This is a genomic window from Elusimicrobiota bacterium (assembly GCA_016180815.1).
In the GTDB taxonomy this organism is placed as follows: Bacteria; Elusimicrobiota; Elusimicrobia; order JACQPE01; family JACQPE01; genus JACPAN01.
In genome coordinates this window covers 1-21,308 of sequence record JACPAN010000013.1, presented here as the reverse complement: position 1 = coordinate 21,308, position 21,308 = coordinate 1, and the positions used below count along the sequence as shown (strand labels likewise).

Annotated in this window: 1 protein-coding gene (running past one end of the window); it reads right to left on the bottom strand. The window is 50.9% G+C overall.

The window, feature by feature from the left end; genetic code table 11:
* Positions 1-21,308 carry part of the coding region annotated (locus tag HYT79_06880) for a cation diffusion facilitator family transporter (GenBank protein MBI2070312.1) on the bottom strand (this coding region is incomplete at its 5' end). Its footprint begins 19,977 nt before the window's first position, so 21,308 of the 41,285 annotated nt are shown.

Sequence of the window (21,308 nt, the reverse complement as noted above, 5' to 3'; positions counted from 1 at the left end):
CGCCGTATAAAAAAGAAAAACGCTGGCTAAGAGCCCAATCATCGCCTCCATTTTCGCGTAGCCGTATGTTTTTCTGGAATTGGGAGGCCGTTGACTGATCCAGATGGAAAACGCCGCGGCCACGCTCACCATGATGTCGGAAAGCATGTGCACGGCATCCGTTCTCAAAGCCAAACTATTCGTCAAAGCGCCGCCGATAAATTCAACCCCCATAAAAACCGACGCGATCGCGATGACTCTGAGAAGAGTCTTAAGGTGCAGGGAGGACTTTTGCGCGCGCTCGAGGCTGGGGGTCAGGGGTGTGAAAAGGTCGGAGGGTTTCGCTTTTTCGCCTAATTCCGCTTCGATTTTATCCAGGTTCAAATTGAGCGCGCTTTGCAAGTCGGGATGCTCAAGGCGGCCCCTATACCACTGCAAAGATTCCATGGCCGAAGCAGTGCCGATGCGAGCCAAGCCTTTAATGAGCACCGCTTTAACCTCGCGATTTCGATCGCGCCAAAGCGCCTCTTTCATGATTTCGACTATCTCTTTATCTTGCGTATAGCGGCCCAACCAAGATAAACGCTGGGCGGCGAGCTCCCTGTTCGTCGGCCAAAAACTGAATTGAAGCGAACGGACAAGCTTGCGTTTTAACGCCGGCGAAAGAGCGCGCAGTGAAGCCGCAGCCGCTTGGCGGACTGATTCGTTCGAATCGTGCAAAGCCGTATCGCCTAGAACCTCGACAAAATCAACCAAACCGAACTTGGTCATTTGATCGATCGCTTGCAATCGGAGCGCCGTATCTTTATTCCTATCGATCAACTCCGCAATGAGGCCCGATCCTTTGGCGGAATCCCGCCAAACCTTTATGTAATAACCCAAAGAAATGACGACGATAACCAACGCAGCCGGCGCAATCCATGCGATATCAATTCCAAAAAAATTTAACGTAGCGGTGGGTGAAGCCGCCCAGGCTATGTTGGATAACAATAGGCCGGCCATCAATACGCCGAGAGAAAAGAGAGCGGACAAACGGACACCGGTCGATGACGGTTCATCCTTCTTCGTTTGAGCATCGACTCGATTGTTGGCCGGCGCATTCGACCCGGAATCCCCGCTTGAAGAGTCGTCATTTCCCCGCGAAGCTTTGAGGTACCAATAAAGGTTATGCAGAAAATGCGCGATGATGGGAGCGATGATGCTTCCGGTCATCATCAGGGCTCCCGCGTAAATCAAGCCGCTCAGCACGCGAGGCAAAAAAGGCCCGTTTTTGTGGCGCGATGCGAAGAAAAACGAGCTCACCAGCGCAGCCGCCGCATAAGCCGCTATAGCGGGCATGAAACCAGCCAGCATCGTCCCCCCGCCCAAAAATAGAAGCCAGCGATAACCGTATTCTTCAATAGCCGCCAAAACCGCCAATAAAGGCACGGCCAGCGGTTTGGGCAGGCTGAAAAGAAAATCAACAAGGCCGTTTTTTCTCGGCGCCTTTTGCGCCGGCTGGGGTTCATCCGTTTCTTCTTGAGTTTTCTCCGTAAAAAAACGCTTATAAGCCAAATCAAGGCCGACATTGACAACGGCAAGGCCCGCTCCCGCAAGAATGACGATCGGCCAATAAGGCGCAACGTAAAGTCCGGCGGACCAAAGAGCGGCGGCTGGTCCAGCCCATAAGAACTGTGGAACGATCAACAATGCGACGGCGGCGGCGATGGCAAGGATTTTGAATGTTTTTGGTTCAGAAATATCAAGATGATCTTTGGGACCTGCGGCGGTCCTGCTTAAAACAACAGGCTCAACCGGCTGTTCAGAAACAACCTTCCCATGAACGGGGATCGTTTTGGGCGCATTTTTTTTCGCCGCCGCACCATTCACTACGATGGTTAATAACCGCCCGTCGGAAACTTTTAAGTAAACGGCGCGATCATGGGAATAAAAAACTAAAGCGTTGATCGAATCCAAATAAGGAGCGGCTCTGGCGCTGCTGCGGGTTAGCGCCTCGTTATACAAATGCCCGTAATTGTTCTGCGCCCACTCATTAAGGCGCTCTTGAATTTGGCTTTCAGTGAGTTTGGTTCGGCGGGCATCGATGATGACGAGTTTTTCTAAAGAGGGGTTGGCGTTGAGTTCTCCCCCAATGGACGGGGGCAAAATATCGGGATAACGCCCGATTGTTCTCGTTAAGAAGCGTGCCAACTGGCCATAAGCGCTGCTGAGGGCGCGCGTAAGACCCAAAGTTCCGGTATCAGGCTCCAACGTCTTTAATTCGCCAATCCGACCGTTTAATACCCAATCAACATAGGAATACTTATACCCATGAGCCAAAGGAATCCGTTCAATCCGGTTTCCTCTCGCTTCAAGAAACTCTCGCAAGGCTTGTTCCTGGCTCGTTTCAGGCTGAAAATGAAAAACCGAAGTAACGGACAACCCGAGGAGGCTGAGCATCCCCAAAAGTCCCCAAGGGATGTTTGAATTTCCGGATAAATACCCCAACCCAAACAAAAGAACGGGCAAAGCAAAGCTATAGAGTTTGTCTTTGCCTCCAGATTTTTGGTCTTTCATCGCCGCTTTGCTTTCTTCATTGGAAATTTTCAGGAAAGGTTTGAGTTTTTCAAGCTCCGGGGTCATGGCGGCCAGCGTCTGGCCGGTGGCCAAATCAAGCGGCCCATAACCGTCCCAGAACGCCTTTTCAAGCGATGCCCGCTCCTGGGGATTAAGGCCTGCGGTCAGCCACGCTAAAAAGATGCCGATATCATGCGCCCGGTATTTTCCCTCCGGATCCTTCCAAGCGTGCTCGAGATCGATGTAATAGGCGCGGCCATCCTCGCCGAGCATGAAATTAGACGGTTGATTGTCGATAATGGCCCAGCCCCGGTCATGGGCTTGGCGCAAAGATCGCGCCGTTGATTCTACGGCGCGGGTATCGCCCATCAGCTCGGAAAGCGATGTCCCTTTGACGAAGCTGAACGTATTGATGAGATTTTTTCGATCGGAATTGATCAACCGTGAAGCCGGAATCCCGGCTTTTTCAAAATCTTCGAACGCGGCGCGATCTCTCTGATAACGGTGGCTTGCCCGATAGCTTCCGGGATTGGGCATCGGCAATGAGAAACGTGCCAGCCAAGCCAAAAAAGAGCCTGTGTGCGCATATTGTTTAACGATGACCGGTTGGCCGTCCGCGTCCTTGGTCAAAAGAACTAAATTGGAGTGCCCCCCGCCTAAAATTTTGGCCCCCGGATATTGCTTGGCTAGCTGGGCTGCACGGATTCTAAATTCAACTTTCCCGGCGAGCAAAGCAAGGCCCATTAAGGGCGCGATGGCGATGATCTTGAACCTGGTGGACTTGCGCCATAGCCAAGAAATTAATCCTATGCCGATCAAACCCGTAACGCCGTAAACCGCGATCGGCCATCCTGCAATCCAGGATAGCCCGATCCCGCCCAACAACACAAGCAATTCCGGGGCCGCGAACCCTCGTTCCCTGCCGCCGGGGATCACTTGAAAACGGCGCAATCGAGCGATTCCAGATTGTTCGCCTTCGGCATCTTGCTTTTTATCGCCGGCAATTGAAAAAACGACTTTCTGCCGGCCAAAGTCTTCCTTGCGCCTAATTTCGATTCGTTTGCGCGCAAGCTCGAACATGCCTTGGATATAACGTTTATCACCACTCAATCCAGACTCTCCTTCATAGGGAAAAGCGCTGGGCAAAGGATGAAGCTCGCGCACATTCTCTTCGCTCATGCTGGGATGATCGATATGGCCGACCTCGTGCTCGGCGATCAAGCCACGCTGCCGGGGCGTAAAAACTTCCATAACGGACCGGTTGTGGCCGAAATAATAGACTTCGCCTTCGCTTCGATCCGGATGAACCAGCATATCTTCGATCAGTCTTCGATCGGCGGGAATATCGAATTTATGCGCCAAGTCCAACAGCTCATCAAGAGTCGCTGCAATCACATAAACCTTGATGCTGTTATCCCAATAATGCCGGTCAGGATCAAAAAGGCTGTAATCCCGGCGTCCCGGTTGAAGGCGAATAACCTTGCGTGTTCTTTTGGCGGCTTCAATTAACGGATTAATAATATCGTGGTGCTGTTTGGAGCTTAACCCTTGGCCGGAAAGCCGCATCGCAGGATCATGGTCTTGATCATGCCCCAGTTTGCGTTGCGCCGTCAAAAATTTTGAAACGGCGGCTTCAGGCCCGTCGCCTGCCGTAGCGTAGATTGGCTCAAAACCATCCGGCAGCCGGGGATTCATGGAAGCCAAATCTCTAATTTGCGCGAAAATATGCCACGCCAGATAAAAAAGAGATGCGATGACACCGGCCAGACCCATCCACGCCCAAGTCATGGAATATGCGTCCGCCAAAAGAAAGCTTAACCCGAAAACGGCCATGATTAACAACGTCGGGAAAAAAACTTTGTGATTGAGGCGATGAGGCGCCAATTCATCGGCCAGATCTTTGACTGAAGCGGCTTGATGATAAGCCGGATGATTTTCAGAAAAATTACTCAACGCGCTTAAGAATTCGGAATCGGAAAGCAGATGCCAAACTTTAAAATCGGCCGGCCGTTTTCGCAGGAACGATTCCAATTGTTCGAGCGCTTGGCCGACATAACGGGTTTGGCGCCATGACGGGCTCGCCGTTCGATACGCGTCTCCCGTGGGCGCGGGTCCAAGTTCCGTAAATTCACCATACCCCACGACAATATCCCGGGCGGCTCGCACCGCCTGCCACTCGGTTAACGCATCCGGTTTAGGACGCCTATACTCAAGGTGAAGTTTTACCTCCCGCGAGATGACCGCGATCATCATTTGGAAAGAAACGAAAAGGATGGCTGCGAACAAAGTCCCGACTCCGCTCCATCCCAAGAAAGCGCCGGCGGCCAAAATCGCCGCAATAAAAAAGAAGGTAACTTTCCCTTTGGTGATCGAACTTTTTATATCGATAGTTTTTTTGATCCGGCGGCCGGCGTCTGTTTTGCTCAGAACCACAGCCGCCCCTCCCACGGCCATAACGGCGATAAGAGCGGGCAAGGCCCAATAAGGATCAAGCAGCATCAATAAAACAGGCAGCCCCAAGCTATAAAGCTTCGTCCCCGAGTCGCGTTCTTGAGGCGACGGCTTTGTCAAGGTTTCAAGCGTTTCTAAAATTTTTTCTCTTGAGATTCCCCTGCCCAGCAGCATTATTCTTTCAAGGACTTCCAGATCGGAGAATGAAATCGGGAGCCCTGAGACGAAACTTTTGCTTAATCGAGTTTTTTGGGAGAACGCTTCGTCCTTCGCTAATTTTTGGTATTCATTCGTATAAGGCAGCCGGTGAACGACGGCTATTTTTAAGGAAGGATTCCTTAGCGCCGTTCTTTTAACCATTGCGACAAGCTCTTCGCCCTGAGTTTTATGGGCGCCGGTTAAAACCCGCAAGCTTTCTTCAAAAAGAGAAACAGCCTGATCCTTCGCTCCGCTCGCGTAAGCCTTGCGCGCCTGTAGGAGCAAATCATTGGATGACGAAGCTGCCTGCCTATAAGAATTTGAAGCCGCATGCTCGGGAGAAACGACTTTGGCTCCGCTTTCATAAAGAGCTTGGGCCAACCCTTTCATGAAGGAATCAAACAACAGCCCGATTTCAGCCTTTAAACGCTCCACGGCGCGAGCCGCAGCCATATGCCCGCGGCTGACTTCATTAAGGACATCAACGATCTGGGGTGAAGCCAAGAGAAGAACGATGTCAGCGTCGGCGATTTCCTGCTTCAGCCGCTCCCCAAGCTGATCCGCCGGATCGCCGAAACCCCAATAAATGAAACGGACAAAACCCTGTTCCCCGTCGCTCTTTTGGGGTAAAAGTTCAGGGTGATTTGTTTGAGAATCTAATTCTTTTTTAATGGCTTCCTTGACTTCAACCTCCAACTGCCTGATTCGTTCCCTGCTGATTCCATAGGTTTCTCCGATCTCTCTTAGAGCCGCCGGGTCATCAGCCAGAAGCCGCTGTTCGATAATTGCGCGATAGCGAGGGTCCATGGCCGCCACTTTCGCGATTGCATTTCGAAGGGATTGCCGGGCTATTGATGTTTCCTCCAAATCAGCCAAAAAATCATCCTGCAGCGGACGCTGGTCCGAGATCAAATCCAGACGGCTGGTTGAATCCGGATCTCCCGCCTTGACCGGCCTATCCAGGGAAACCAAAGGCTGCCCAACGGCAATAACGCGTTCAACATCGTATTTGGTCACCTTGACTTTTTTTGGGCCTGTTTTCTTTTTCTCCGGGCCCTCTCCATCAGCGGCGACGTCTTCAAAGGCCGATTGCTCCGTCGGGTTTTCTTGCGGAGCGGCTTCTTCGCGTTCAAGATAATCAACGATAAATTGCGGATCGGCGGCGGCCGCAGAGCCGTGTTTCTTCTCAATTTCTTCTTGGATGGCGTTAAGCTTGAACAATATCTTACGCTGTCCGGCCGTTGTGATGCCTTTACCTAAGTGTTTATTGTCGATGGCGTAGCGCAGGATAAAAGCCCTGATCCATAAGACGGCGTAGGTTGAGAGCTTGGCTTTGGCGGGATCGAATTTTTCAACGGCCCTCATCAATCCTAAATTTCCCTGTTGAATCAAGTCTTCAACGGGCAGACCCATGCCCCTGTACTCGTTAGCGACTTTAGCGACGAGCCTTAGATTATGGAGAACCAACTTTTCCGCCGCTTTTCTATCGCCGGCCATCTTTTTATGCGCCAAGTCCGTTTCTTCCTCCCGGCTTAAGAGTTTAAACCGGCTGACGTCCTTCCAGTAGAGAGCCCCGGGATCAAGCCGGGAGTCTTTGGCGCGGATCATGCCGAAAACAACCAAGGAGGCCAACGCAACAGGAGCCAAGATGCCGAACATATCCGGCAAATAGGAGGATAGAAACAGGCCCGCGAGAATGATCGAGCCCATTTCGTAAATTTTTCCCCCTTTGGACGCATCGCCGGCCGGAGGCAAGGCTTTCTGATCTTGACCGGACGCTGCAGCCAGGCTGCGCTCTGCGTCCGGTTGGGCAAGTTGCGATTCAAGGAGCTTAAAAAATCCGTACATCTGTTCGGCTTGCCGCCGGATATCCTCATTCTTGGATTCAAGCGCCAACTCCGCCCATTGCTTTGGAATTTTGAAATCGATTAAAACTTCCAGCAGGCTGGCTCCAGCCTCGCTTTCTCCGGATGATTTTTCCGGATCAGTATCCAAGGCTCTTTCCAGGATGTTTTGCATCGCGCCGAAAGCCGCCATCGGCACCCGCGGACCCCACTTAGACGACAGCCCGATCAATCCCGAAAGAAGAGCCGCATCTTCATTGACGGTGACATCCAATCGGCGGAACTCATAAAGGGAAAGAAGATTGACCAAAAGAGGCTCAACGCTCTCCACGCTTATTTTTGGGGCCACGGTATCAGCCACATAAAGAATCGCATCCCTTAGCTTCGCGGCTTCTTCATCGTTTAAATCTCCCTTGATGTCATAGTAGGCTTTCAGCGAGACGCTTTGGGAATACATCCTGAGCAACTGTAATTCCGTAATGTCACTGGATTGTCCGTAGCTTTGCCGCCAATCAAATAGAGTATTTTCAAGCGTAGGATCGGGGGCCGCGTCGCCGGAACCCGCGGTCAGCAAACCTCGCGTCCGTTCCGAGGCCGTTTGTCCGATTCTACGCGTAACCCTGGAATTGCGTATCGCGGGCCTCAGCAAACGATAAATTGTGTACCCTGCCGCCGGACCCACTATCAGCGGAATCAAGATCGGAGCGCCCAGCAGAGCGAATAAACCCGTGCCTATCACGGTAATCGCGACGCCGACGCCGATGCCTGTCCCGACATTGCCCGGCGTTCTGTTCGCGGCAGCGGCTCGGGTGAGAGCATAGGCGCTTCGATTAACTTTCGGCCTGGCCGGGACCTCCGGCGGTTTGTTTTCTTTGGGCGCAGGAGTTAAATCAGTGGATTGTTTTTGACTTTTTTCAGGCGCAGGGAGAGGGCCTGTCTCCTCATAAACCGGAAGAACAGGCCGGTATTGAAATTTTTCCAACGCATGCTGCGCCTGCGGCCTGAGTTCCGGAGAATAGGTTTGATTGGCGAAATATTTCAACTCATGGCGAAAGTCATCGATCTGTTCAAGACTAAAGGATGCGGGTTCTTTCTCAAACAGAAATTCGCTTGTCTTTAGAATGTTGGAATAGACCTTCTTTACGCTTTCGAATGTTTGAATAATATTGGGATTTTGGCGATTGTCAGATTCAGCGCAGGATTTAATCAGCGCCTTTAAGTCGCGAATTCCCTCAAGCAAAAGAAGCTGCGCATCGGGGAATTCGCCGCCCAAAGAAGGATTCCTATCGATGGCCGTGCTGAGCAAATGCCATAGCCGCAATCGTCCGGATAGCTGCAGGTATTGCCGACTGCCTTCTTTGGCTAAGGCGAATTCAGACGCGTTTATCCTGGCGATTTCGCGCCAATCGTCCTTAGTAAATGAAAATTTTTCAGAGGATTTTTCCTTATTCAAGAAGACTCGTAAAATTTCCGTTCCGAACGGTTTTTTCCCCCATCCATAGTTTTCATAAAGTTCGATGAAAATTTTAATGAGAGCGTTGCGCCTCTTCCTCTCGTCAACGCTTAAATATGTTGATTGATGAGCAAAGGTCACCGCCAGCAATTCACCCACAAGCTGTTTCATTTCGTGGGGCTCAAGATTATGTGAAGCTCGATCCAGCCACGCGATCATTTTCCCGGGGTCTTCGATATCCTTTAAATTGCCAAGCATATGCGTCTGCCATTCACGGTATTTATCGGAGAGCTTCTCCCCAGGCTTGAGCGTCAGTAAACTACCCAAGGCCAAAGGCAAACCGACCGCCAAAAGAGTTCCGAGCGTCCCCATTCCGCCGTCCGGCGAAGCCATGCCCATTAGAAAGGGTAGAAAAGCAAAAATCCCCCAAATCGCCATTGGGGGGATGGTCCCGGTTCTGGAGCTTAATTGTCCCGGCGGCGCCTTGTCCTGAACGTCTAGCGCCGGTTTTCTGATTTGAATGAAAAATTGAGGATGCCCGGCTTCAAGATCACCATAGCGGTCATAATCTTCCAAGGATTTCAAACTTACATTGTGTTCGCCGAATTTCTCTTTTAATTTGTTGACCAATCGTCCGAACCGTTCTTCAACCACAGGCTTCGCGATCCATAACTGATAAGCCACAAAAAATGAATCTCCCTGAGCGTAGAACAGCCCGCCCGGAGCCAAATGCCGGTCAATGGAATCAATAAAACGATCCATATCCGCGTCCGTCTCTAATCCGCCAAATTTAGGTGAATTGAGAATGACGCGTTGGGCAGGCTTAAGGTCGGCCGGAGGATTCAAAAAATCATAATTTTCCATGATGATGTTTTTGGATAATTCACCCGTTTGTTGCTTGGTTTCCAATAACTCCTTTAAGTCATCAAATTCTCCGGGCAGGTTGACGACTCGAAGCCGCATCGCCGGATACTCTTTGGCCAAACCGGCCGACCACTGGCGCTTAAGCAAAGCCAAACCGCCTAGATCAATCACCTCGTGGGCGCCGGCGAAAAAATCTTCGGCCCGCGCTACAGGAAAAACGGGGGCTGTTTCTACGCGTAAAGTGCCCTCGTTTTTCTTTGATAATCGGGCCAAACGCGCAATCCTTAAATCATGGCTTGGATGAAATGAAAATAACGTTCTGACTCTCTCCCATAAATACCGCCATGGACGCCAACGGGGATTAACCGCCATAAACGGCCGCCCGCGCAGCGCTGAAGCGGCTAGTTTTTCATCCGCTGAATCCTTGACAAAAAACTTCATTAACGGCTTTGGTCCCGGCGCCCCTGAAGCTGCAAACTGGTCCGCCTCGTATTCATGAATTTTCATAAATGCGAAAAAACCAAAAATCGATGCTGCCGCAAAGGGAATGCTGATCCATTCGGGAGCGCCCACGGCCCCAGCCGTCAAAGCCAGCATAATGGGCAAGGGCGCAAGAAATACCCCTGCAATCGAAGCCAAATTATCCTTGTGCTTGACGTGCCCCAACTCATGCCGGAGAATCGCCTCGATAATTTCCGGCTCTTGTTGGGCGACTTCAGCCGTCACAGTCACCGTGTAGTCTTTTGAAGAAAAACCCTCGACCATGGCGTTAACGGAGCCGGGTTGATCCAAGACAACAACCTGTTTGGGCGCGTCCAGACCGGTTTCTCGAGCAATGCGCCACGCAATGTCCCTAGTTTTATTTTCCAGGCCGGCGATGACTTGTTCAGGCAATTTCGGTGCCGGAGGCTTAGGAACCGGCGGCCGCCCCTTTAGCTCATCCCAGGTCTCTCGAAGAGACTCTCCGATCGTTTGATTTGAGGGGTTCCGGCGGGCATGATCCAAAAAGACTCCGGCCATGATTGAAATGCCGAACGACGTGAAACCGGCGAGTATCAATAGAGCCGGATTAAGAGAAGAAACATGAAGCATCACGCCGCCTGTGACAAGCGCGGCCCAATATAAAAACATCAACGAACGGCTCATCCAAGCCTTCGGCGCGGCAATGGGCCGTATATCGCCGGCTAATTGCCTGGTTATTTCATCATCGCTAAGCTGCGATTTTTTATTCTGATTGTCTCCGGCGCCGGTGCTCCGGCTCGCGAACGATAAAGAAAAACCGCCCGGACCACGCACGCTTGAATTCACGCTCGATGGCGGCATCGGCGTTTTAGACCCAGGCAATCTTGAAACCGCGAATCGCGCCAGGGCTTCGATGAAAAGTTCCGGATCAATACCGGAACCGCCGTTATCCACATGTTTGGCCCATCTGGGCAGGAAAAGCTCGGTGTGCGAAACGTCTTTAAGCTGAATATGAGGAACTCCCGGAAGCTGGGTATTAGCCGCGGCTACGGCACCGTCGGAAGGCTGCCCGGCATAATAATCCATAATGGCGGCAGGCGCTCTCCATACGCTGCGTCCCTTTGTAATCTCGCTGCCCACCGTGAGGATCGGAATGTTGATATCACCCCGGAAATGCTCAGCGATGAACATGCTGCGGCGCTCGGTGGAAAGGTCTTTCAACCCGGGGAAACGTTTGGCGAATTGCCGGATCGGCCATGAGGCGTCTTCCAAAATCAAATCAGCCATGGGCGTTCCATCCAGAGGCGCCTGAACGGGGATGACCATCGCCAGCTTGCCCTCGAGTTCCGGATAAAGAAGCGCGGCGGCCAGAACCTCCATCCCGCCCTTGCTATGCCCGATCAGCACCACGGGTTTATCCGAAGCCAAGACTTTATCCCGAAGCGCCTGGGCGTTGGCCTTGATGGATTTGACGGTTTTGATTTCCCATGGTTTTAAATCCCAGGCTGCCTCGGCATCAAGGCCCATGGCGCGCAGTCTCTGGATCGTGGGCTGAAGATAAAAGGGAATATGATCGCTCAAGTAACCCGGAACAATGATGTAGCGGTAAGACTTGAGCTTTTCATCAGGGAGAATTTCCGGTGTCTCGGGGACCGGCTCCATTGTTCGTTCAAGCCGTTTGTACAGCCGCATGAAGCCGGGCGTCACGTCGACGGGCTCATCTTCTTTGGCCGAATGACGATTTTTTGAAAACCGATTTTTCCGGCTGGGGCCGATTAAAATCCTCATCAGAAGGTTGCGGATTCCCTTCCAGCCCATGGCTGCGACCGGCCACGCTAAAATGCCCAACCCCACAACACCATGAGCTAAAGAAGTCCCCATCGTGCCTGCGCCTGACAAGGACAGCATCCCCAAGAGGCCCAAGCCCAGCACAAGAAGATTGGCCAAGCCATGAGTTGCCCAGGCAGTTTTAAGTCCCTTGCGCATGAAAACCAAACCCAAAATAATGCCGCCCGCCAGACGAACAAAAAAATAGCCTTGCCCATGGATTAAGGCGAACAACAAACTGCTGATTAATAAAGCCCCCGCCATCGACGCCTTTTTCCAGGCCGGACTTTTGCCTTCAGCAGCCTTGCTGAACTTATCTTGCAGCAGGCGCTGAAAACCGGCCCGCACCAATATCTCTTCGAGCAACGGCCCTAAAATTCCGACTTCAAGGGCAAAAATGATCAATACCGGCCAAGGCGGAAGAAGGCCGGAGTCATTTTCTAAAGGAAGGTTCCCAAGCAAAGGACCGCCAAAAACATTATTTTCAAAAGCGGCCAAGGGAAAACTGGAGAGAACAAGTAAAACTGCGGCTAACAGCGCCACGCCGATGGCTTTTTTCGGGAATCGGCCCATCGTCTTTCCATCCGCGCTTGGCGTCTTTGTCGAGGGTGCTTCCAATTTTTTCCATACATACCTTAATCCGTACGGCAAGCCGAAAACAAGAAGAACAATGGTGGAAAAAGCATCTACATAAGAACCTTCAAGCAAAGAGTTGTAAACGCCTAAGCCAAAGGAGATAAGGTAAAGAAACGACAAACCAAGGATGACACTGACATGAATCAGGGTACGCCGGCGAATTTGGAGTTTCGGCGGAGAACGAGAGCCGTGATCGCGGCCCAGGAAACTCTCGCCCACGGGAACCGCCGCCTCCTTGACGTTTGCGGGGCCTGATTGCTTTCCTAATTTCGCCTGATGCTCCATCGCAAAAGAAGCCGTCAATAATCCCGATTCTTCAAGATTTGAATAAAAACTATAGCCGTCCTTGCCGTGCTGCTTACGCCAATAAAGAGCCTGGTCGGTTTTATGCGTGACTTCTGCGGCTAATTGCGACACCAATTCCTCAACCTGGTATTTTGAAAGCGTTTTAATCTGATCGCCCGATGGGATCGGCACGTCCGTTTTCATCACGTCGCCGGAAACAGTCGCCAGGCCCATGCTGGCGCGCACGGGCACGGCTTCCTTGTTACCCATGATCAGCGTGATATTTTGTATGGCTTGAAGCAATCGCTCGGCAACCGGCCGGGCCGCCGCCGCATCTGTTTTAGGCAGTAAAATCGCCAGCTCTTCTCCACCCCAGCGCGCAACGAAGTCGCCGTCGCGTAAATTCTTGCTGATTGTTTCAGCGATCGTTTTAAGCGCCAAATCACCAGTATCGTGTCCATAGGTATCGTTGATTTTTTTGAAATTATCCAAATCCACCATAACAACGGTAAAGTCTTCGTCATGACGCAGGGCGCGGCTGGCAGCTTTATTGAGTTCCGCGTCCCAATAGCGCCGGGTGGCCAGTCCGGTCAGATGATCTTTGAAAGCCAATTCTTTCAATTCGGTGTTTTCTTTGCGAAGCCTGTCATTCTGCACCAATAATCGGGTTGCAAGAACAGCCAGGCCTCCCATAACCAAAATGATCAAAATGTCGATGCCCGGAACGCCGGAGAAAAACCCCAAAGAACCGATAAGCCCATGCGAAATCCCCATGATCTCGGCCAGGGCAAAAAAGCCGCCTAATACAACCGCAGATGCAATGATCAATAACATGGCTCCCGGAGTGGCAAAACCGCGCTGCGACCCACGAACATATAAATCGTTTGGAATACTTTTATTATGAAGGGACGGATGGGCCGTGGCTTCGTCATAAATGTAACTGTCGCCCAGTTGAACGTGAGTCATAACGGCATAGGAATAAGACAAGCGGCCGGATTGCGAGGGGCTCTCTTCAGGAGGCGAATTGTTTTTGGTCTTGGCGGCAATCAACCGATTGCCGGCCAGCAGCGAATCCAATTCTTGAAGCAAAACCCGAGCCTCTTCGGCTGATCGCGTATAAGCGGAAATGATGTTGACTTCTTGTCCGGCATCATCCTTTGTTTGACGTTCAAAATCTTTGCCGCGCACAAGCTGGTGATCAATCCCCTTTTCTCTAAGGTATCCGGTCGCTGTTTTGGCCACCGCAGATGCTTGGGCTCTATTGGCGCTGACATGGATCATCCAGCCTTCCTTGGGTCTTTGAAAGTCAAAATTGCCGTACTCAATAAAACCGGTATTTGTCTCCAAGATTCCTGTTTTTAAATAAGACCGGTTGCCGTCCTTGCTTTGCCGGTGACCCATGGGGCCGTTGACTAAACGATCCGTGAATTCTGCGTAAGTTTCCAAACCCGCAATTGTTTCGCTTTTGTGGTATTCATCGGGCGTATAAAGCCCGTAAACCTGCTTTAAGCCGGATAATTCCCTTAGAATCTGTGCAGAAGCGCGGATTTTAATGCGCCCGATGGAGGCATCGTTCACTTGGAATGCATCGCCGAAGCGATTTTTGAGTCCACCCAGGAAGCCATTGAGATACTCTTCGAATTTTCTTTGCTTCATTTCATGGGTCATCCCGGTCAACGATTGAATTTGTTCGGGAGTCAAAAATACGTCCAGGGTCATCACGGCTTCGAGCATGTCTTGGGGTTGGGCTTTGGATAGTTGGGCTTTTAAGGCGGGAGCGATCTTGCGTTCATCGGTTTTTGGCCCGGTGATCGGAGGCCCGAAGAGATGCCCTTCTTTGACAAGAGCGATCGGCCAAAACCGGACCGGAAGCTCGACGGTTTTTTGAAGCGGCAGTCCATTGTTAATGGCCGCGTCCATGTTGGCAGCCCGGGAATAAGGTTTGAATTTCATCCACCAGCCGACCAGTTTGCCCCAGAAATTGTCGCGAACAGGGGAATTAAAGTAGTACCCATCGGGTTTCAAATATTGGCTTAAGTTTTTAATCGCTGCTTGAGGGTCCACGTACTCAAGCAGGCCGCCGGTGATAATCAAGTCGAATTTTTCTCCGATCAATGAGGGGATGGTTTGATTGATATCTGCCTCGAAAACCCTGCTCCTGCGAGCCATGCCGTCACGCTCAAGATTAGCCTTCATTCTTTCGGTCATTTCCTTATTAATATCAAAGGATACAATGCGCGCATTAGGGAACCGTTTTAAAGCGGCCATAGTATAAAGGCCGGTGCCCGCCCCGGCGTCCAAAATTTTAATCGGCCGGTCCGTCGGCATCGGAATTTGGCGCATGAAATAATCCGCCGCTCGCTTGTAACCGCCCAGCCAAAGGCCGAAATCGTAAAATTTTGACCACCACGAATAAAATTTCTTCACGCGTTCATTTTTTCCCATAGATTTTTTTGCGCCTCCTCCCAAGACCGTCATGCCGACGGCCATGGCCAAAAGACTGACCAGAGCCCATTGCGGCTCGCCCGCAGCGGCGAAAACAGCAGGTAAGGCGAAACCGTAAACCTTTTTACCGACCGATGAGGCTTGTCCGCCACCCTGCGTTTTTTCTTCCGTTCCTTCCCCCTCATCAGGAGCGACGCGAACATGCGCCGTATCTTTGCTTGACTCTACAGGCGCAGTTTCAGGCAATTTAAGCGGTTGCATGGCCCCTCCGCTGCGCGCCGCCGCCAATTCTCTTTCCAATTTTTCCATGGCGTCCCTGTATTCAGGGTCGCTTTCCAGCAATAAGGCCTTTCTTGCCTTATCGATTTGCCGTTTCTTTGATCGATATTTATTCCAACTTACAGAAACAACCGCCCCCGACAACAGCAACATAAGCACGGCATAAAGACCCTCAAGCGCGACAACTCCGACGCCTCCGATGACTAATGCGGTTATAGAAATAAAAAAGGCTTTCCAAAACTCATCCCGTTGGGATCGATTGACTAAACTTATGATTTCACCAGCACTTTTATCGCCGATGGATAGAAGTGCAGTTCCGGGTGAGCCAAAGCGTCCGGCATATTCCAAATCCGCTATTCTCTCAAGCAAAGCTTCCGCGTATTGAAATGTCGAGCGGTCTCCATAACGCTGTTTTTTTAGCCGATTAAGTTGAGTTTTAAGTCTCGTTACATAAGACTTCCAGTCGGCAGATTGCCTGCTCAGGGAAATATCCAGCGAAGGCAGCAAAGACAACAAGGTTTTTTTGACATCCTCCAGCCGCTCCTTAACAAGAGGGCATCCTCCCCATTTCCCCCTGAAAGTATCGAGCATGACTTGCAAGCGTTCCAAACTGCCGAACAGATAAGCAGGCGACTGAGGAATCCGCTCGATCAGATCAGGATCTGCCTTCAACATATTAAGAACCTCAATTTGGGGTCCGAAGTAAGCGGGAAAAACCCAGTAAGAATAGGATGACGGCGAATTATGATCATCGACTTCATAGATTTCCTTCCAGCTTGCTTTTGTCCATTTGAAACCTTTCTTCGAAAATAAAACCTGAATCAATTCTTTAAGGATTTCGATCTCATGAGTTTGACTTCCCCAGCCATGGGAAGTATAGAGTTCGATGAATTCTTTAGTCGCTTTCCGGCGTTTCTGCGCAAGCGTTTTAAAATCTGAATTAGGAAAAATAAATGATAGTTCCGCATCTAAAGAAACTTGCATCAATTTGCCGGCCAATTTCTTCATTTCCTCCGGCGTCAATTCTTTATTCGCCCGAGCGAGGACCGTCTGAAAATAAGCGCTATTTTTCCAGGCGTAGAGCGCTTCTTTTTCCAAATTCTGATAAGCCACGCTGGGTTTGCTTTGCGATGAAGCATCGGAATCCTCGCGTCCGTCGCCGATAACCGCCATGCCCGCAAGAAAAATCCCCATGCTCAAAAGCCCCCACACCGGCTCGTTCATGGCGAAAAGTAGGGCGGGCAAAGCCAGGCTCAAAACCTTGCTTCCCTGTCCCGAGTTTGCGGATGGTGAAAAATCAACAAGTTTACCGCTGGCAGCGCCGACGGCAAAATAAGCCGTCCTAACTTTTCTCATGGCAGGTTCGTAGATAACAACAAGGTATTTGGTCGTAACCGATCTTCCCGTTACCCAGTCCTTGTAACGGATTTCTTCTAGGCCGAGGTCCAATTCAGAAATAGGGCGATAAATCTTTCGGCTTCCGTCTTCTTGGATTTCCCCGCGGGTCGTGTCGCGGATGGCCGCCAATAGATCGGCAGGCTCAAGATGCCGGCCTATTTCAGGATGCCCGTTTCCTCGTTCGGCTGATTTGGACCGGGGAGCGCCCATGAGAATATGGCTCCAATCACCGGGAGACATCGAAACCATCCCTTGGCATCCGGGGCAATCGGTTTCCCCCCGCCAGTCTTGATAAATATATTCGTCCGACCAACCCGGTCCGACGATCAAATTTTTTCTTTTAAGTTCAGGGAAAGTCCACTTTTCAAACTCAGTGAGATGGCGGGCGACCTTTTTAAGATAAATCCGGACAGCGCCCTGATCATTCGCGGGTACCGATGTTTTTCTCGGGCCGGAAGCGTTCTGCGGCGCAGGGGTCTCTGCAAATTCCGCTTTTGTCCTTGGAGTCTCCGACACGATCTGCTCATCGGCTGCAGCTTCGGATTCGGAAATCTGCTCTTGAGCAACCCTGCCTTTGAGAAACTCCTCTTTAATCTTCGCCAAATCAGGCGCATTAACGAATGTATCGGAAAATGTCCTTTTGATCATGTCCAAATCAATGGCCTGGTCATAGACAACGCTGATCGCGGACTGATCCGAATTCCGGCGAATCGAAGTTTGGCCGTATGGTTGAAGCTCAATACGATTGGACTGCCACTCTTGAGAATCAAAAGCGTCTGTGTCGCGACGGAGCGACTCCAGTGTTTCCAGAGCAGGCTGAGCGTTCGCCTCATCGGCAAAATTAGCGTATTGGACAATGTAATTGTCCGTTACAAGGACGTTCAATCCGGTCAATCCCAAAGCTGATTTGCGCGCCTGAAGTTCTTGCAAGTAAAGCTCGACGCCGATTAAATAATCCTCAAGAGATACGCCCTGACGGCGTAAATGCAGAGTGAAATGCGATGCTCCTTTCTGCCAGTCGGCATCAAGAGAGCTCAAATCATAGGCGTGATTGGACTCGGTCTTGCCTTGAAAAACCTCCGGGACGACGCTTTGGGAGCGATTGCCGGATTCTCCGGTCGTATCGAAATAGTCTCCATGAAGAGGGCCATAAACCTGCCCGTGCGGAGTCTCGCGAATGGCCTGGTAGGCCGGCTGGCTCTGATAGCTGACCAAAGCGATCTCAGCCGGAATGACGAAGGTGGCGCCGTTACGCGAAACCGCTCTTGGCTGATTGGTGAGAACCGGTTGATAAGAATGCAACCCGCGTCCTATCCCCGTTTTGATGGTAGCCCCGACAAAGACGCCATCAATGCTTTGATCGAATTGTTCCTGGGCAATGCCGGGTTTAATCCAACCCAGCCAAAAACGGTGATAGAGAGGACTGGGTTCACGCTGAGTTTCATAGGCAGCGGAAATGCTCTTTCGCTGGGCGACCCAGCGGTCAAATTGAGAACCAAAACCAATGAATTCGATGGTGACGCTATCAGATTCAGCGTCAACACTGAAGACCATGTGAACGTTCTTGATAACGCTCAAACGTCTGAAGCCGGTCTCGGGGATCTCAGTGGTGTTTGTATAGGGATTTTGCCGGATGGCCTTGCGCGCTTGGTCAAGCGCCTGCTTGAATTCTTTGTTCTTGGAAATAACTTCTTTATATTGATCAAAAATACCCGGGGCAAAATGCTCCTCAAGATTAAGCGACGCAGCTTCAGCCCATTGCTCTCGATCATCCTGGGATGATAATGACTCCGCAGCAAGTTTCGGTTCAGCTCTTGTCGAGGAAGCCGGGGGTTGATCGACCGGGGGCGCCTGCTCTTTTTTCTCTTGGGTATTGGGATATTTCTGATATAGAGTCCCAATGGAGCGATCAGCGACAGCGCGAACCTGCGGATCGCCGTCTTCTTCGGAAAGTTTTTTAAGAAGCGGCATGGATTCCTCATCGCCGATTTCGCTTAAAACATTCGCGGCGGCTTCGCGCACGGAGGCATAAACTTGCTTAAGCGCCTTATGCAAAATTTCCCTGACTTGCGAGACGCTGTCAGGATTCTCCAGAGCAAAATCAGCAAGCTCTCCAATCGCCTCCTCGCGCACAATGGATTCGGGATCAATAAGTTTGTTCTTGATCTTGGATAAAGTCGGGGCCGCGGCAACCTCTCTAGGAGAAAACCGGCTATGATCGGCTGCCATAAAAAGTTTTTTCATGGGCCCCCTATTTCCTTGAGAAGCCCAAACTGCAGGCCGGGCATTCGCAACGGTTTCAGGAGAGCTCCTTATCGGCCCCTTGTTTCCCTGAGAAACGATGGCGATGACTCCATTCTGCTCACTAACCGCAACGGCCGTATCTTCGCCTTGCTCGGATTGGGCACTTTGGCCTTGCGCTTGTTCCCACGGCGCCTCCATCAGAATTCGCTGGGCCAGAGTTTCGAGATATTGGTCTTCTTGATTGCCGATAAGCTTATCCAGGGCGTAAATTACTTTGTTCCAAAAATATTTATTATCTTTTTGTTCGGTTAAAGAACGATTCAGCCAATCCACAAGAAGAGCCTTGGCATCGACATCTTCCAGGGCTTGATTAATGAGAGCGTCGAGCCCGGCTTCGTAAGTTTCTTGATCTTGGCTGCGGAAGGCGATTTTAGCGATCAGGTTGAGGGCGGCGTGGCGGACTTCTTTATTGGCCGTATCCATCATGGCAACGGTTTTGTTTAAAACAACTTTATCCAGTTTGGGTAAACGGCTGAACATCCCAAGAAGTTTAAGCTTGGCTGAGTCATCCAGAATAACGGCCATGCCCACCATCATCCCAAGCATACTGAGGAGTCCCCAAGTTGGATCAAAAACAGAAATAATTGCAGGCAAAGCGATGCTGTAAATTTTGGCTCCTCGATTAGCGGCGACCGCGTTTTGGTGACCCAATTCGTCAGCAAGGAATCGCCCGAAGCGGCCTTCTTTAGCGGCCCAGGCAGCGAAATCTTTTCTGAGTTGAATATTCGCTTTCGTATTCTTAATCAGAAAGTCCGCCGCATCCTCAGCGACATGCTGAGCGATCAATTTTGGCAGATTCTCGCCCTTGAGCTCGTCATCGACATAGCTATCCAATTGCTGACCGAGTTGACCTTTAAATTCCTCGATAATTTTTTGTTCGCTCGGGCTTCTGTTTTTGGAAAATTCATTAATCGCCAACGCGGTCTTGGCGATATCAGCGACAACTTTAGAATCTAAATAAAGAAGCCGCGGCCAATGCGCCAGCAAATCATGCTCGTCCCTCATCGGATAAAGCCCTTTGGAGAGCCAGGTAAACCATTGATCGGGCTCAAGAAAGGAATCTTTTGAAACCCATTGATTGAAAACCAATTGGAAACCGCTTTGCTCAAAAGTAGTTTCGGCAAAAACGGACGGGGGCGGCAGGCGAAGGCTCATCAAGTCTTCGGGTTGCTCATAATCCGGGAACAACAAACTTAATTCTTCACGAAGCTCTTCGGCGCGCCTGTGACCGTAAGCCGTGTCCTTTAATTTAATAATGGCGCCGCCATCCTCCAAGCCGCGCGTGCCTTCCTGATCAAACCAATCTTCATTCGACTTAAGATAAATACCCCAATCAGCCGGAATAAATTGGGGTTCTTTTTTAAACGGATTGCGCATAACCATCATGCCGATCAGAATTCCACCCAAGCTCAGCATCCCCCACAAAGGTTCATTCAGGGCGAAGAGGAGCGCGGGCAGGGCCACAGAAAGCAACCTGCCCGAGTCTGAGCCGGACCCCTTGGCAAGTCCTGCGCGAATAGAGACGACCTCCGGCATGCGAGCAATTTCTGTTAACGTCAATGCGTTGACATCGGCAAATACAATGCCGGGTCCACTGAGTTCGGTGCGCACTTTGACATAATTTTTAAACCGTCTGTTAATCTTTTTGATAAACCGGCTCGTTTCATTGCCGCCTTCGGGACCGTCTAATTTCAGTTGAATCTTTACCGGGACAGGTCTGTCGCCCGTCAGCGCCGCTTCAAGTTCTTTTTTAACCTCGCGGGACATTTTTTGTTCGGGAGTTTTCTCATCGTTAGGGCGCGCTGTTTTCCGAATCGATTGCTTGCCCTTCTTTTTAGGAAGGGCCGTTTCAGTGTCATGAGCTTCTTCTGCCGGAACCTGGGCTGAAGCGTCGGTATTGACAATAGCGGGAGTGACGGCAGGATCTGTAGATGGAGCTTCATTCGCAGCCGCAGACACATTGGCTGCCGGAGGAACTATTTTGACTTTGCCTGATGCCTTCTTAGTCTTGGCTTTTCTGGATGTTTTGGATTTAGGTTGAGTTGTTGCAGGGGCAATTCCTTGAACTGCCTGATTAACACTAACCTGAGCGCCTGACGCGGAAGCATCGGTTGCCGTGAACGTTGTTTTAGCTTTGGGTTTGGCCGATGGTTTTTTCCCCGATGTCTTCTTCGCCTTTGATTTCTTCGATGATTTGGCTTTGGATTTTGCTTTGGCCGCTGATCGGGCGGCAGGCTTTTGTCCGTCATTGCGAGGAGCCTCGGGCGAGGAAGCAATCTCATCGGAGGAGTTATCGCTTTCTTGAGGTTGCTTCGCTTTGCTCGCAA